15 protein-coding genes are annotated in these 15320 nt (G+C 70.7%); 12 read left to right on the top strand and 3 right to left on the bottom strand.

The window, feature by feature from the left end; all coding sequences use genetic code 11:
• Positions 1–91: 91 nt before the first annotated feature.
• The 3 genes from rlmN to BUE48_RS16900 all read left to right on the top strand — a co-directional run bounded on the left by rlmN (position 92) and on the right by BUE48_RS16900 (position 3073).
• Positions 92–1258 carry a dual-specificity RNA methyltransferase RlmN gene (rlmN, locus tag BUE48_RS16910; RefSeq protein WP_286990499.1) on the top strand — a complete coding sequence of 389 codons (1167 nt, stop codon included), beginning with the start codon at positions 92–94 and terminating at the stop codon, positions 1256–1258.
• Positions 1259–1268: 10 nt separating this feature from the next.
• Complete coding sequence (locus tag BUE48_RS16905) at positions 1269–2090, top strand: DivIVA domain-containing protein (RefSeq protein ID WP_286990498.1); 822 nt, start codon at positions 1269–1271, stop codon at positions 2088–2090.
• A 173-nt stretch (positions 2091–2263) separates the two neighbouring features.
• Positions 2264–3073, top strand: coding sequence for a DUF1963 domain-containing protein (locus BUE48_RS16900; protein WP_012853724.1), 810 nt, complete (start codon positions 2264–2266; stop codon positions 3071–3073).
• A gap of 145 nt (positions 3074–3218) precedes the next feature.
• Here the strand turns inward: BUE48_RS16900 and BUE48_RS16895 are convergent, their stop codons facing one another.
• Together BUE48_RS16895 and BUE48_RS16890 are read right to left on the bottom strand one after the other, a co-directional pair.
• Positions 3219–3953, bottom strand: coding sequence for a hypothetical protein (locus BUE48_RS16895; RefSeq protein ID WP_286990496.1), 735 nt, complete (start codon positions 3951–3953; stop codon positions 3219–3221).
• Positions 3950–4708 (bottom strand): ATP-binding cassette domain-containing protein, encoded by a 759-nt coding sequence (locus tag BUE48_RS16890; protein WP_012853722.1) that lies wholly within the window; start codon positions 4706–4708, stop codon positions 3950–3952. The genes BUE48_RS16895 and BUE48_RS16890 overlap by 4 nt, the downstream gene beginning before the upstream one ends.
• Before the next feature lie 58 nt (positions 4709–4766).
• Here BUE48_RS16890 and BUE48_RS16885 point away from each other — a divergent pair, with 58 nt between their 5' ends.
• Positions 4767–5216 carry an HIT family protein gene (locus tag BUE48_RS16885; RefSeq protein ID WP_286990495.1) on the top strand — a complete coding sequence of 150 codons (450 nt, stop codon included), beginning with the start codon at positions 4767–4769 and terminating at the stop codon, positions 5214–5216.
• Between the two features lie 23 nt (positions 5217–5239).
• Here the strand turns inward: BUE48_RS16885 and BUE48_RS16880 are convergent, their stop codons facing one another.
• Entirely contained in the window at positions 5240–5737 is a 498-nt protein-coding gene (locus BUE48_RS16880) for an Lrp/AsnC family transcriptional regulator (RefSeq protein ID WP_012853720.1), read from the bottom strand.
• Between the two features lie 280 nt (positions 5738–6017).
• On the opposite strand from BUE48_RS16880, the gene BUE48_RS16875 reads away from it, so the two are divergent.
• The 8 genes from BUE48_RS16875 to BUE48_RS16840 all read left to right on the top strand — a co-directional run bounded on the left by BUE48_RS16875 (position 6018) and on the right by BUE48_RS16840 (position 15310).
• Positions 6018–7469 carry a gamma-aminobutyraldehyde dehydrogenase gene (locus BUE48_RS16875; protein WP_012853719.1) on the top strand — a complete coding sequence of 484 codons (1452 nt, stop codon included), beginning with the start codon at positions 6018–6020 and terminating at the stop codon, positions 7467–7469.
• A gap of 137 nt (positions 7470–7606) precedes the next feature.
• The gene (locus BUE48_RS16870) at positions 7607–8755 is read left to right on the top strand and encodes an ABC transporter ATP-binding protein (protein ID WP_286990493.1); all 1149 of its coding nucleotides are present in this window, start codon (positions 7607–7609) and stop codon (positions 8753–8755) included.
• Entirely contained in the window at positions 8752–10002 is a 1251-nt protein-coding gene (locus BUE48_RS16865) for a polyamine ABC transporter substrate-binding protein (RefSeq protein ID WP_012853717.1), read from the top strand. Before BUE48_RS16870 ends, BUE48_RS16865 begins: the two co-directional genes overlap by 4 nt.
• Positions 10003–10866 carry an ABC transporter permease gene (locus tag BUE48_RS16860; protein ID WP_012853716.1) on the top strand — a complete coding sequence of 288 codons (864 nt, stop codon included), beginning with the start codon at positions 10003–10005 and terminating at the stop codon, positions 10864–10866.
• The gene (locus tag BUE48_RS16855) at positions 10863–11711 is read left to right on the top strand and encodes an ABC transporter permease (protein ID WP_012853715.1); all 849 of its coding nucleotides are present in this window, start codon (positions 10863–10865) and stop codon (positions 11709–11711) included. The genes BUE48_RS16860 and BUE48_RS16855 overlap by 4 nt, the downstream gene beginning before the upstream one ends.
• Positions 11712–11730: 19 nt before the next feature.
• Positions 11731–13125, top strand: a complete 1395-nt coding sequence (locus tag BUE48_RS16850) for an NAD(P)/FAD-dependent oxidoreductase (RefSeq protein WP_012853714.1) — start codon at positions 11731–11733, stop codon at positions 13123–13125.
• 155 nt (positions 13126–13280) lie between these two features.
• Positions 13281–14141: an SAM-dependent methyltransferase gene (locus BUE48_RS16845; RefSeq protein WP_012853713.1), complete on the top strand. Its 861-nt coding sequence runs from the start codon at positions 13281–13283 to the stop codon at positions 14139–14141.
• Positions 14138–15310 carry a cytochrome P450 gene (locus BUE48_RS16840; RefSeq protein ID WP_012853712.1) on the top strand — a complete coding sequence of 391 codons (1173 nt, stop codon included), beginning with the start codon at positions 14138–14140 and terminating at the stop codon, positions 15308–15310. The genes BUE48_RS16845 and BUE48_RS16840 overlap by 4 nt, the downstream gene beginning before the upstream one ends.
• Positions 15311–15320: the final 10 nt, after the last annotated feature.

The raw sequence follows: 15320 nt of genomic DNA, 5'->3' as shown, positions 1-15320 counted from the left end.
TGCGCAAAACCGCCATGATCAGACTTTAACGGCCGCCACGGTCGCGCGCACGGCGAAGGCACGGGTCCGGGTTTGCGACACTGGAGGAACCATGTCTTCCACCACTCAGCCGGCTTCCGCCGAAACCGCCGCCCCTTCCGCGGGCCGGCCCGCTCCCGCGGAACCCGGCAAGCTCACCTTCGTGGCGCCGCGCCGCGCCAAGCCGCCGCGCCACCTGGCCGACCTGGCCCCCGCCGAACGCCGCGCGGCAGTGGCCGAGCTCGGCGAAAAGCCGTTCCGCGCCCAGCAGCTGTCGCGGCACTACTTCACCCGGCTGGTCGACGACCCGGCGCAGATGACCGACCTGCCGGCCGCCGTCCGCGAGCATCTGGCCGCCGAGCTGCTGCCCACGCTGCTGACCGAGGTGCGCGCGCTGGACTGCGACGGGGGCGCCACCCGCAAGACGCTGTGGCGGGCCTTCGACGGCACGCTGATCGAGTCGGTCCTGATGCGCTACCCCGACCGCATCACCATGTGCGTCTCCTCACAGGCCGGGTGCGGCATGAACTGCCCGTTCTGCGCCACCGGGCAGGCGGGGCTGACCCGCAACCTGTCCACCGGGGAGATCGTCGAGCAGGTGGTGGCCGGGGCCCGGGCGCTGGCCCGGGGGAAGATCGCCGGCGGCCCCGGGCGGATCTCCAACATCGTGTTCATGGGGATGGGCGAGCCGCTGGCCAACTACAAGGCCGTGCTGGGCGCGATCCGCCGGATCACCGACCCGGCCCCCGACGGCCTGGGCATCTCCCAGCGGTCGGTCACCGTCTCCACCGTCGGGCTGGTCCCGGCCATCGCCAGGCTCGCCGACGAGGGTCTGTCGGTGCGGCTGGCGGTGTCCCTGCACGCCCCCGACGACGAGCTGCGCGATGAGCTGGTGCCGGTCAACACCCGCTGGAAGGTGCGCGAGGTGCTGGATGCGGCCTGGGCGTACGCCGACCGCACCGGGCGCCGGGTGTCGATCGAGTACGCCCTGATCAGAGACGTCAACGACCAGGCCTGGCGGGCGGATCTTCTCGGCAGGCTCTTGAAAGGTCATCTGGTTCACGTCAATCTGATCCCGTTGAACCCGACACCGGGCTCGAAGTGGACCGCATCCCGGCCGCGGGACGAACGGGAGTTCGTGGCCAGGCTGCAGGCCCATGGCGTCCCGGTGACCGTGCGAGACACGCGGGGAAGGGAGATCGACGGCGCCTGCGGGCAGCTGGCCGCCGCCACGGACTAAGGGGTGCTGGATGCCGCGCTTCCCGGTGGTGCTGCGGGGATACGACTGTGCGCAGGTGGACGCCCTGACCGCGCGCATCGAGGACGCGCTGCGCCACGGCGTGGGCTTTTTGACCGCCGACGATGTGCTGCGCAGCCGGTTCGCGGTGGTGCTGCGCGGCTATGACCAAAGCGCCGTGGACGAGTACCTGTACGCCTGCGTCCGTGAGCTGCAGGCCCGCGGCCGCACGCGAACCGTGCCGCAGCCGGCGCGGCGTCCGGAACGGCCCAAGGTCACCGAGCCGCCGCAGCGGCCGGAGCGGTCGCAGCAGCCGGGGCCCGCCCGGCCCGCCGAGCCCTTGAGCCGGTTGGAGCGGCTGAGGAGCCGGCGCCGACGGGACGGCGGGGAGGAACGCAAAGCGGAACTCGCCCCTCCCGCAGAGCGGCCGCCGGCGCCGCATCCGAGGGTCCCGCGCCGCCTGGAGAAACTGCACGGGCAGGGTCGGCGCGCCGAGACCGCCCGGCCCGCGGCACGTGTGGCGCCCGCCGAGCCCGCGGTGCGGCCGGACCCTCCCCGGCGGCCGCGCAGGAGCCCGGAGCGGCTGGTCGGCTGGATCCAGCGCGTCCGTTTCTCCGGCGCGCAGGCCTACCCCGGGTACGACAGCCGGCAGGTGGACGCGTTCCTCGGCCGGGTCGTCGCCGGGCTGCGCGGCACCGCCCCGCCCGTCACCGCCGCCGAGACGCGGGCCGTGGTGTTCGGGACGGTCGAGCCCGGATACGGCTACAACCAGTACGAGGTCGATCGCTTCCTGGCCGATCTTGCCGAGGCGCTGGAGTCCGTTCCCGCCTCGTGACCGGTCCCGGTGGCCGGCGGCCGCGGAAGTGGAGAACGAAGCGGGAAGGTGAGGGCGGTTTGCCGCCCATGCGCTGGGCTGGGAAGTTACGGTCCTCTCACCTTCACCCCAGGGTTTTCCACAATTCTTAAAGGGTCTGGTCAACGCGTCCCGGCCGGGGGACGCTACAGAACATGGACTGGATCGTCACTGAGCGTAAAAAGCTCCACTCCCTGTTCGGTGTCTTCCTGGCCCCCGAGGTCAGCGCGGCGATCGTGCCGCTGGCCCGGCCCGCGCTCCGGCTCGGCGGCGAGGGCACGGCCGTGCGGCTCGGCGGACGGCCCCTGCTGCCCCCCGAGGCCTCCTGGCCCCGCTGGGCGGGCCGCCCCCTGGACTTCCTGGCCGTGGTCGACTTCACCGAACTGGCCGCCATCCTCCGGGACCCGCACATCCCAGATCACGGACGAGCCGCCTTCTACTACGCCGGCCGCGTCCCGCGCCCATGGGGGGACCGCCGTGAGGAACGAGACGGCTGGCGGGTCTTCACCGGGGAACTGGTCGAGGCCGAACCGCCCCCCGGCGTCGAGACCTTCCCCACCTGCATGCTCGGCGCCGCGCCGTTCCTGTCCCTGCCCGCCCCCCAGGAGGCCGTCGTGCAGCGGGTGGAGGCCGTCTACGACGGCATCTTGCCGATCTACGAGCAGTTGTACGCCGCTTGGCTGCAGCACTTGTGGCCGGACGATCCCGTCCATCAGATCGGCGGCTGGCCGGTCATCGTCCAGCGCCCGGTCGGCCCGGACGCCCAGCACGCCTTCTGCGGTCGCGACCCCGACCTTTCGGCGCCCTCGGATCGGGAGGAGGGCGCCGACGAGTGGTACCCGCTGCTGCAGCTCGACTCCGATGAGCGGGTCGGCTGGCACTGGGGCGACCCCGGCCGCGTCTACTTCTGCAGCCGTGGGTCGGCCCCTCTGGAAGAGTCATGGCTGATCCTTCAGGCGCGCTGAACGGCACTTCCCCGCACGAAGATCCCGCAGGAAAGGCGCGTGGATGCCGGCGGAGGACGGCCGGGCCATGCCGTGGGCACCGGAGGCGCGCCCGGCCGGGGGCCTCGCCGGAAACGGCCATGGCCGATGCCGCCGGGTGAGACGGTCACCTGGGCCGGCGGGTCAGGAAGAAAAGGACCGCTGTGAGCGCGGTGTTCCACAAGATCAGGTGGAGGGCGAGGCCCGGGAACGCCTGGACGAAGGCCGAAGGGCCGTCATGGGCGGCGCGCAGCCAGCCGGTCATCGGCACGGACAGCGGGGCGAGCGGCCCGAGACTGAGGAGCAGGGCGGTGGTGACGCCGCAGAGCAGCGCCGGCAGGGCGTAACCGGGAGAGGGGATGATCGCCCGCTGGGTGAGGGCGCCCAGCGCCGTTCCGGAGAAGGCGACCAAAGCGGTCAGTCCCACGCCGGCCAGCATGGGGGTCGGGGGGACGCCGACGGACAGGCATTGCAGCAGCGGGGCCGCCAGCAGGAGGAGACCGAGGCACAAGGCGACCGTATAGGCCGCGAGCAGGCCCGCCGCGGCGGAGAGGACCGGGTGCCCGGCTGCGGTGATCGAAAGAGCGCGTTGCTCGTCCGGCTGGGTGTCCAGCAGGGAACGGGCCACCCAGGCGCCGATCAGGAAGGTGAGCACGGCCGCATCGCCCAGGGAGCCGGTGGCGGCGTCCACGTGCCGGGGGTCGTTGGACCACTCTTTCAAGACGAGGACGACGATCAGCAGGACCGGGATCAGCGGCTGCATGAAGCGCAGTGAGCGCAGGTAGCCGGCGAGCTGGAAACGAGCCAGTGCGATGAGCGCAGGACCCCGGCGGCGCCGAGCCGGGACGTCGGAGGGGGTCATCCGGTGTTCTCTCCGGAGCCGAAGGGGCGCGGGCCGGCGGGTTGCCGGAGGTGGACGGGGTGACCGCGGGCGCGCAGTTCCGCGGCGAGGGCTTCGGCCTCACCGGCCGCCACGGCCACCTCCAGGACGGCCATGGCGCCGGAAGGCGCGGCCGTCTCCACGGAGACGGCGGTGCCGCCGGCGACGTGGACGCGGTGCAGGGCGGGCAGGTGCTCCAGGCAGCGCTGATGATCACTGACCACGACGGTGGAGCCCGCGCGGGCGAGTTCGCCCAGCAGCGGAGGCAGGGCGCTTCGCGTGGCCGGATCCAGCCCGGCGAACGGCTCGTCCAGGACGAGCAGACCGGGATGGGCGGTCAGCGCCTGGACCAGCCCGACCTTCTGCGCGCTGCCCTTGGAGAGATCGGGGAGACGGACCTGCAGCAGCCGGCCGAGGCCGAGCCGGTCCGCCCAGGCCCGCCAGGCGGTGGCGGGCAGACCGCGGACGGCGGCCATGTGGTCGAGGTAGTCGCCCGCGGTGAACGGCTGGTCGGCGGGGAAGCGCTCGGGGGCGTAGCCGATACGGGCGGGGCGTCCGGTGATGTCGCCGCGGCAGGGCGCGCGCAGCCCCGCCAGCAGGCGCAGCAAGGTGGACTTGCCCGCGCCGTTGCGCCCGGTGACCTCGGTGACCTGGCCGGGGGTGAGGGTGAGCGAGACGTCCTTGAGCACCCAGGGCGCTCTTCGGCGATAGCGGAAGGCGACGTGTTCGAGCCGCATAGGCTACGCACGTTAATGATCAAGTGGTAAGGCCGACGTTAGCTCGGGGGACGGTGAGATGCCGCGCAGCAGCGACTCGGGTGCCGGCTGTGTCTTCTGCCAGATCATGGCGGGGGAGCGCCCGGCGCATCTGGTGATGGAGACGGCCGAGGCGGTGGCGTTCCTGGACGCGCGGCCGTTGTTCAAAGGGCACACGCTGCTCGTCCCCAGGGAGCATCACCGGACGCTGCCGGATCTGCCGCCGGAACTGGTCGGCCCGCTGTTCGCGCACGCCAGGCGCCTGGCGGCGGCGATGGAGACGGGGCTGGGCGCGGCCGGGTCGTTCGTGGCGCTCAACAACCGGATCAGCCAGAGCGTCCCGCACCTGCACATCCACGTGGTGCCCCGCAACCCCAAGGACGGGCTGCGAGGTTTCTTCTGGCCGCGCACCAAGTACGCCTCCGGGGAGGAAGCGGCCGAGTACGCCTCCCGGCTGCGGAAGGCCCTGCAGGACCTGAACCGGGCATAGCCCCGGCCGGGCCGCCGGAGGGGTCAGCGGGTGCCCCACGAGTAGGTCTGCTTGCGGAGCTTGAGGTAGATGAAGCTCTCGGTGCTCAGCACGCCGGGGACGGCGCGGATGCGGCTCAGCAGTTCCAGCAGCTGCTCGTCGTTCTCGCACACCAGCTCCACCAGGATGTCGTAGGAGCCGGCGGTGATCACCACGTAGTCGATCTCCTCGATGGCGGCCAGCTCGTCGGCGACCTTCTCCATGTCGCCTTCGCACTTGATACCGATCATCATCTGCCGGGAGAACCCCAGCATCAGCGGGTCGGTGACGGCGACGATCTGCATGACGCCGGTGTCGAGCAGTTTTTGCACCCGCTGCCGGACGGCCGCCTCCGACAGCCCGACGGCCTTGCCGATGGCGGCGTAGGAGCGGCGGCCGTCCGCTTGGAGCTGCTCGATGATCCGCTTGGAGATCTCATCCAGGTGCACTCCCCGGGACCCGCCTGCCGCCGGCCGCTGCCGCGGCGGGGGAACGTCCGTCATCGGGCTCTCCTCGTTCGCATCGGCGCCTGCACCAAGCCGCGGGACCAGAGTAGGCCGGAGGGCGCCGGACGGGTTCCACCGTCCCCTGGACGCTGCGACATCGTGCCAGTTATGGGGTTATTGTCAAGCGAATCCGTCGTGAAACTCGATCGTAACAACGAAATCCCTTGTCAGCGGGGGTTATTGTCTGCCAATGTCAGTGCCAGCCGGGCAATCCGGACAAGCGCCGTGGGCAGGCGCCCCCCAGGTCGCGGCAGAGGCCGGGAGACGGAGGTCGAAGTTGACCAGCGACACCATACGACTGCGGAACTTCGTGGGCGGAGAGTACGTCGACGCCAAGGACGGCCGCACCTCCCCGGTGATCGACCCCAGCACCGGGCAGACCTACGCCGAGGCGCCGCTGTCGGGCCCTGAGGACATCGACGCGGCGATGCGGGCCGCCGCCGCGGCCTTCCCGGCCTGGCGGGACGCCACCCCCGGCGAGCGCAGCCTGGCCCTGCTGAAGATCGCCGACGCCATCGAGGCCCGCGCCGAGGAACTGGTCGAGGCCGAGTGCCGCAACACCGGAAAGCCGATCGGCCTGACGGCGGAAGAAGAGATCCCGCCGATGGTCGACAACATCCGGTTCTTCGCCGGCGCCGCCCGGGTGCTGGAGGGCCGCTCCTCCGGCGAGTACATGACCGACCACACCTCCACCATCCGCCGGGAGCCCATCGGGGTGTGCGCCCAGGTGACGCCCTGGAACTACCCGATGATGATGGCGGTGTGGAAGTTCGCCCCCGCGCTGGCGGCGGGCAACACCGTGGTGCTCAAGCCGTCCGACACCACTCCGGTGACCACGCTGCTGCTGGCGGAGATCGCCGCCGAGTTCCTGCCGCCGGGGGTGTTCAACGTGGTCTGCGGCGACCGCGACACCGGCCGCAAGCTGGTGGAGCACCCGATCCCGCAGATGGTCTCGGTCACCGGCAGCGTCCGCGCGGGCAAGGAGGTGGCCGCCGCCGCGGCCAAGGACCTCAAGCGGGTGCACCTGGAGCTGGGCGGCAAGGCCCCGGTGGTGGTGTTCGAGGACGCCGACATCGAAAAGGCCGCCGCCGGCATCGCCGAGGCCGGCTACTTCAACGCCGGCCAGGACTGCACCGCCGCCTGCCGGGTGCTGGTCAGCGAGCGCATCGCCGCCGACTTCACCGCCGCCCTCACCGAGCAGGCCAAGAACACCAAGGTCGGCGCGCCCAATGTGGAGGACGCCTACTTCGGCCCGGTGAACAATGCGAGCCAGTTGGCCCGCGTCCAGGGCTTCCTGGACCGCGCCCCCGACCACGCCGAGGTGCTGACCGGCGGGTCGCGGCTGACCGGCGAGGGCTATGACGGCGGCTACTTCTTCGCCCCCACCGTGGTCGGCGGGCTGCGCCAGGACGACGAGATGGTGCAGGAGGAGATCTTCGGCCCGGTCATCACCGTGCAGACCTTCTCCGACGAGGAGCAGGCCGTCGCGTGGGCCAACGGGGTCAAGTACGGCCTGTCGGCCAGCGTGTGGACCAAGGACCACACCCGGGCCATGCGGATGACCCGCCTGCTGGACTTCGGCGCGGTCTGGGTCAACACCCACATACCCTTCGTGTCGGAAATGCCGCACGGCGGCTTCAAGCACTCCGGCTACGGCAAGGACCTGTCGATGTACGGGTTCGAGGACTACACCCGCATCAAGCACGTCATGCACTACATCGGCGACTGAGCCGCCCCGCCAGGGGCGCCCACGTCGCCGGGATCGCGGGCCTGCTCCCGGGCGAGCGGGCCCGCACTCCCCGCCCCCGCCCGTCCAGGAGAGGACCCGGCCCCCCGGCCGCAGGAGCACGCGAAGGACTCCCGCCAATGACCGAGATCAAGGACGCCCCGGTGCGGGATGAGACGGCGACGCCGCCCGCCATCGAACTCGTCGGCGTGGTGAAGGAGTACCACTCGCACGGCGAGACCGTGCGGGCGGTCAAGGGCCTGGACCTGGCGATCGGGGAGGGGGAGTTCTTCTCCCTGCTCGGCCCGTCCGGGTGCGGCAAGACCACCACCATGCGGATGATCGCCGGGTTCGAGGAGCCCACCGCGGGCGAGGTGTACCTGCACGGGCGCAAGGTCACCGGGGTGCCCGCCCACCGGCGCGACGTCAACATGGTCTTCCAGTCGTACGCGCTCTTCCCCCACATGAGCGTGTTCGAGAACGTGGCCTTCGGGCTGCGCCGCAAGAAGGTGGAACGCGCCGAGATCGTCCGCCGGGTCGGGGAGATGCTGGAGATCGTCGACCTGGTCGGCCGGGAGCGCCGCCGCCCCACCCAGCTGTCCGGCGGCCAGCAGCAGCGGGTGGCGCTGGCCCGGGCCCTGGTCAACCGGCCGCGGGCGCTGCTGCTGGACGAGCCGCTGGGCGCCCTCGACCTGAAGCTGCGCCAGCAGATGCAGGTCGAGCTCAAACGCATCCAGCGCGAGGTGGGTGTGACGTTCGTCTACGTCACCCACGACCAGGGCGAGGCGCTGACCATGTCGGACCGCATCGCGGTCATGAACGACGGGGTCATCGAGCAGCTCGGCTCGCCCCGCGACGTCTATGAGCATCCGGCCAGCAAGTTCGTGGCCGGCTTCATCGGCACCTCCAATCTGCTGTCCGGCCGGGTCGGCGAGATCTCCGGCGGGCGCGCGGTGATCGCCCTGGGAGACGGCGAGCGGATCGTGGTGCCGCTGCGCGAGGGCATCACGGTCGCCGGCGGGCATCAGGTGGAGCTGACCGTGCGTCCGGAGAAGATCACGATCGGCGCCCAGCCCCCGCCCGGCGACGGGTCGGCGATCCGCGGGACCGTCACCGAGGTGGTCTATCTGGGCACCTCGACCAACTACCAGGTGACCACCTCGACCGGTGCCGAGGTCGTGGTGTTCACCCAGAACGCCACCTCGGCCGAGGACATCGCCGCTCGAGGGGACAGCGTCTGGCTGTCGTGGGATCCGCGCCATTCCTACCTGATTGGAGCAACGCCATGAGCCGTCGACCCAACCCCGGCGACCCCGCATTCCTGCGCGGCCTCACCCGGCCCCGGCTGCGCGGCCCGGTGACCGGCCGCCGTGACGTGCTGCGGCTGCTCGGTGCGACGGGCGCCGGGCTGGCACTGGCGGCCTGCGGCGTGGAGGGCCAGGGCGGCAAGCAGAACGTGACCCAGTCCGACGTGCAGAAGTACTGGGAGGGCAAGACCAAGAACGGCGTCCTCAACTGGGCGAACTGGCCCGGCTACATGGAGGAGGACCGCGCCACCCTCAAGGCGTTCACCAAGGCCACCGGCATCAAGGTGAACTACCAGGAGGTCATCCAGGAGAACGCCGAGTGGTTCGGCAAGATCGAGGCCCCGCTGCGCGCCGGGCAGTCGATCGACTTCGACCTGATGGTGATGACCAACGGCCTGCAGCTGGAGAAGCTGCGCCAGCTCGGCTACCTGGCCCCCCTCGACCACTCCAAGCTGCCCAACTTCGCCGAGAACGCCGGGGAGAGCTTCAAGAACCCCTCCTACGACCCGGGCAACACCTTCACCGTGCCCTTCATGGCGGGCATCACCGGCATCGCCTACAACACCAAGTACGTCAAGGAGGAGATCACCAGCATCGCCTCCCTGTGGGACCCCAAGTACAAGGGCAAGATCGGCATGATGGCCGACAGCCAGGAGCTGGGCAACTTCGGGATGTTCGCCATCGGCGTGGACCCGGAGAAGTCCACCCCCGACGACTGGCGGAAGGCCGCCGCCAAGCTGCGCGAGCAAAAGGACCTGGTCCGCAAGTACTACAACCAGGACTACGCCGACGCCATCGCCAAGGGCGACGTGTGGATCACCATGGCCTGGTCGGGCGACGTCTACAGCCTCGGCCTGGAGGATGTGAAGTTCGTGGTGCCCGAAGAGGGCGGCACGCTGTGGACCGACAACATGTGCATCCCCAAGACCGCCGCCAACCCGGTCGACGCCATCATGTTGATGGACTGGCTGTACGACCCGCGGGCCAACGCCGGGCTGACCGAGTACATCAACTACATCACCCCCGTGCCGGCCGTCCAGGAGATCGTCAAGCAGGACGCGGCCAAGGCCAAGGGGGAGAAGAAGGCCGACCTGGAGCGCCTGGCCTCCAGCCCGCTGGTCTTCCCGACCGAGCGGGACCTGGCCAAGCTGCGCCGCTACCGCGTCCTCACCACGGCCGAGGAGAGCGAGTACCAGAAGATCTTCACTCCCATCGCCCAGGGGGCGTGAATGGGACGACTGCGGGGCAGGCTGGCGCCCTACCTGATGATCCTGCCGGCCGGGCTGTGGCTGGCGGTGTTCTTCGCGGTCCCGCTGATCATGATGGTCTCCCTGTCGCTGCAGGAGGGGAACCTGATCGACGGGTTCCGGCAGACCTTCCACTGGCAGAACTACACCGAGGGGCTGAGCACCTACGGTGACAAGTTCGTCCGGTCACTGTGGTACGGGCTGCTGGCCACCGTGGTGTGCATCGCCATCGCCTACCCGGTGTCCTACTGGATCGCCTTCTACGGCGGCCACCGCAAGTCCTTCTACCTGTTCCTGGTGCTGCTGCCGTTCTTCGTTTCGTTCATCCTGCGCACGGTCTCCTGGAAGTTCGTGCTGGCCGACAACGGGATCGTGCTGGGGACGCTGAAGAACTGGGGGCTGCTGCCGCAGGACTTCCACGTGCTGCAGACCTCGTTCGCGGTGATCGCCGGGCTGTCTTACAACTTCCTGCCGTTCATGGTGCTGCCGATCTACGTGGCGCTGGAGCGGGTCGATCCGCGGCTGATCGAGGCGGCCCAGGACCTGTACGCCGGGCGGGCGCAGGCGTTCTTGCGGGTGGTGCTGCCGCTGTCGCTGCCCGGGGTGTTCGCCGGGGTGATCATGACGTTCGTGCCGGTGTCGGCCGACTACGTCAACGCCGCGATTTTGGGCGGGCCGCAGCACACCATGATCGGCAACGTGATCCAGACCGAGTACTTCAACCACAACAACTACCCGACGGCCTCGGCGCTGTCGTTCACGCTGATGGCGATCCTGCTGGTGGGGATCTTCCTGTACGCGCGGCTGCTGGGGACGCGGGACGTGCTGGAGGCGGCGGCCAGATGACCACGATCACCCCCACCGCCGGCGGGTCGTCCGGCACCGGGCGCGCCAAGACGCGCCGCCCCCGCCGCAAGGGCCTGCTGCTGCACATCTACACCTGGCTGGTGATCGCGTGGCTGGTGCTGCCGATCGCCGTGATGATCCTGTTCGGGTTCAACGACACCCACAGCAAGTTCAACTTCCAGTGGGAGGGCTTCACCCTCCACTGGTACCGGCACCTGTTCGACCGCGAGGACCTGACCACCTCGCTGATCAACTCGCTGGTGATCGCGCTGGCCAGCACCGCGATCACCACGGTGCTGGGCACGCTGGCCGGGCTGGCGCTGGGCCGCTACTCCTTCCGCGGCCAGGGCGTGGCGAATTTGGTGATGTTCGCCGCGATCTCCAGCCCGGAGCTGGTGATGGGCGCCTCGCTGCTGTCGATGTTCGTCACGCTGAACACCCCCCGCGGCTACGGCACCATCCTGGTCTCGCACGTGATGTTCTCCATCGCGTTCGTGGCGATGACGGTGCGGGCCCGCGCGGTGGGGCTGGACCCCTCCATCGAGGAGGCCGCCCGGGACCTGGGCGCCGGGCCGTGGACCACCTTCCGGCTGGTCACGCTGCCGCTGATCATGCCCGGGGTGATCTCGGGGGCGTTGTTGGCCTTCGCGCTGTCCATCGACGACTTCGTGATCACCAACTTCACCAGCGGCTCGACGGTGACGTTCCCGCTGTGGGTGTGGGGCTCCACCCGGACCGGCACCCCGCCCCAGGTCAACGTGATGGGCACGCTGCTGTTCGCGGCCGGGGTGCTGATCGCGGTGCTCAATTTGCTGGCGTCCCGGCGCCGCGCCCGCCGGGCCTGAGCGGGGTGGGGAGGCCGTCGTGAACGTGCTGAAGGCGCTGGCCGAGGCCGAGCCGACGCCGTACTGGACCGCCGACCCCGCCCGGCCCGAGCCCGCCCCCGCCCTGGTCGGCCCGGTGCGCTGCGACCTGGCGGTGGTCGGCGGCGGCTACACCGGGCTGTGGACCGCGCTGCTGGCCAAGGAACGCGACCCGGCGCTGGAGGTGGTCGTCCTGGAGGCCGACCGGGTGGGCGGCGCGGCCTCCGGGCGCAACGGCGGGTTCTGCTCGGCCAGCCTCACCCACGGCATCGGCAACGGCCTGCGGCGGTGGCCGGACGAGCTGGCCGTCCTCGAACGCCTCGGCCGGGAGAACCTCGACGGCATCGAGCAGACCCTGACCCGCTACGGCATCGACGCCGAGTTCGAGCGCACCGGCGAGCTGGCCGTGGCCACCGAGCCCTGGCAGCTCGACGGGCTCGTCGAGGACGCCGAGACCGCCCGCCGCATGGGCCACGACGTCACCGTCCTGGACGCCGAGCGGCTGCGCGCCGAGGTGAACTCGCCCACCTATGTCGGCGGGGTGTGGAACAGGACCGGCACCGCGCTGGTGCACCCGGCCAAGCTCGCCTGGGGCCTGGCCGCGGCCTGCCGCTCCCTGGGCGTGCGCATCTATGAGCACACTCCCGTCCGCTCCCTGACCGACCGGGCGGGCCGGCTGCGGCTGGGCACCCCCTACGGCCTGGTGTCGGCGGCGCGGGTCGCGCTGGGAACGGGCGTCTTCCCGCCGCTGCTGCGGCGCCTGCGGCACTACCTGGTCCCGGTGTACGACTATGTGCTCATCACCGAGCCGCTCACCGACGCCCAGATGGCCTCCATCGGCTGGCGCAACCGCCAGGGGCTGGCCGACAGCGCCAACCAGTTCCACTACTACCGGCTGACCGCCGACAACCGGATCGTGTGGGGCGGCTACGACGCCATCTACCACTACGGCAACGGGCTGCGCGCCGAACTCGAACGCCGCCCGGCCACCCACGCCAAGCTCGCCCGGCATTTCTTCCAGACCTTCCCCCAGCTGGAGGGGGTGCGTTTCACGCACGCCTGGGCCGGGGTCATCGACACCTGCAGCAGGTTCTGTGCGTTCTTCGGCACCGCCCACCGGGGGCGGCTCGCCTATGCCGTCGGTTATACCGGCCTCGGGGTGGGCGCCACCCGCTTCGGCGCCGCCGTCATGCTCGACCTGCTGGCGGGGGAGCGGACCGAGCGGACCGCGCTGCAGATGGTGCGCAGCAAGCCGATCCCCTTCCCGCCCGAGCCGCTGCGTTATGCGGGCATCCAGCTGACCCGCCGCTCTTTGGCCCGGGCCGACCGCAACGGGGGCCGCCGCGACCTGTGGCTGCGCGCCCTGGACCGGATCGGCATGGGTTTCGACTCCTGACGCCGGTATTTGACAGCGGTCATCGCCGGTTTTTGAGCCCTCCGAAAAAGGGGCATTTGGGGGTGTGGCGTGAAAAACGTCGCGGATGGTCGGTTAAATTCCTACGATCTTCAGTGCAGATCCGTAAGGAAGGCGCTGGAGTCGAGGGAGATCGGTTGGCATCGCTGACACCGCCCGCCGGGGTCGACATCACCAGGCCCAACGTCGCCCGCATGTACGACTACTACCTGGGAGGCAAGGAGAACTACCCCGCCGACCGCGAAGCGGCCGAAAAGGTCATCGCGGCGGCCCCGCAGACCCCCGCGGTGGCCCGGGCCAACCGGGCGTTCCTGCGCCGGGCGGTCCGTTACATGGCCGCGCACGCCGGCATCGACCAGTTCATCGACATCGGCTGCGGGCTGCCCACCCAGGGCAACGTCCACCAGGTCGCCCAGGCCGCCCGGGCGGACGCCAAGGTCGCCTACGTCGACAACGACCCGGTCGTGCTCGCCCACGCCCGGGCGCTGCTGGCCACCGACGAGCAGACCGTCGTGGTGGAGGGCGACCTGCTCGACCCCGAGGCGGTGCTGTCCGCCCCGGAGCTGACCGGCCTGATCGACCTCGACCGGCCGGTGGGGCTGCTGTTCATCGCCGTGCTGCACTGCGTGGCCGACGACGATGCGCTCCTCAAGGCGGTCGGGCGGTTCTACCAGGCCCTGGCGCCCGGCAGCCACGTGGCGATCTCGCACATCACCTTGCCCCCCGAAAGCTCCGGCCACCTGGAGGCGGCCCGCCAGGGCCGGCAGGTCTACGACGACGCCCGCGTCAACACCTCCATGACCTTCCGCGACCGCGACCGCCTGATGGCCCTGTTCGGCGACCTGGAGCCGGTGGAACCCGGCCTGGTGGAACTGCCCGACTGGCATCCGGAACTCGAGACCGCGCCCCAAGGGCCCGCCCCGGTCCCGCTCGGCGGACAGCCGGAGCGGCTGCCCGCCTTCTTCCTGTGCGGAGTCGCCCGAAAAGGAGAGGCATGAACTACCCCCGGATCGACTTCGATCCCTTCGCCGAGCCGCGTCCTGCGGGCACCACCCACCGGATGCTGGACGAGCTGCGCGAACAGTGCCCGGCCTTCCGCACCGAGGCCCGCAACGGCTTTTGGGCGCTGACCCGCCACGCCGACATCGTGGCCGCCTACCAGGACGTCGAGCGGCACTCCAGCAGCGCGATCTCGGTGATCGACCCCAACCCGGCGGCCAAGTGGATCCCGATCATGCTGGATCCGCCCGAGCACACCACCTGGCGCAGGCTGCTGCGCCCGATGTTCACCCCGGCCCGCGCCGCCGCCATGGAGGAGTCCATCCGCCGCCAGTGCGTGGAGCTGGTGGAGGGCCTGGCCGCCCGGGGCTCCTGCGATTTCGTGGCCGACTTCGCCCGGCGCTTCCCGACCACGGTCTTCCTGGAGTTCATGGGGCTGCCCATCGAACGCCTGGAGGAGTTCCTGGAGTGGGAGTACGCCATCTTGCACCCGCCGCCCTCCGGCGAGGGACGGGCCGAGGCCATGGGCAAGGTGGTGGGCCTGTTCACCGAGCTGATCGCCCAGCGCCGCGCCGAACCCCGCGACGACCTGATCAGCACGGCGATCGGTTTTGAGATCGACGGCCGTCCGGTCACCGACGCCGAGCTGCTCCAGCTGTGCGTGCTGATGTTCCTGGCCGGGCTGGACACCGTCACCGCCCAGCTGTCCTACAGCTTCTGGCACCTGGCCCGCCATGACGCCGACCGGGCGCGCATCGTCAACGAGCCGCAGATCATCCCCAACGCGGTGGAGGAGCTGCTGCGCGCCTACTCGCTGGTGCTGCCGGCCCGCAAGCTGACCGCCGACGTCGAACGGCACGGCTGCCCCATGAAGGCCGGCGACATGGTGATGCTGCCGCTGATGATGGCCAACCGCGACCCGCGGGTGTTCCCCGACCCGGACGTGGTGGACTTCGACCGCGAGCCCAACCGGCACATCGCCTTCGGCGCCGGCCCGCACCGCTGCCTCGGCTCGCACCTGGCCCGCCTGGAGCTGCGCATCGCGTTGGAGGAGTGGCACCGCCGCATCCCCGTCTACCGGGTCCCCGACGGCGCCCAGCCCACCGAGCACGCCAGCCTCGTCCTCGGCCTCGACACGCTCCCGCTGGAGTGGACCGCCACGCCCTGAGCCCGGCGCG

The organism is Thermomonospora sp. CIF 1 (assembly GCF_001896795.1).
In the GTDB taxonomy this organism is placed as follows: domain Bacteria; phylum Actinomycetota; class Actinomycetes; order Streptosporangiales; family Streptosporangiaceae; genus Thermomonospora; species Thermomonospora curvata.
The sequence above is the reverse complement of the archived record's forward strand: the minus strand, read 5'-3'. Positions and strand labels throughout refer to the sequence as shown.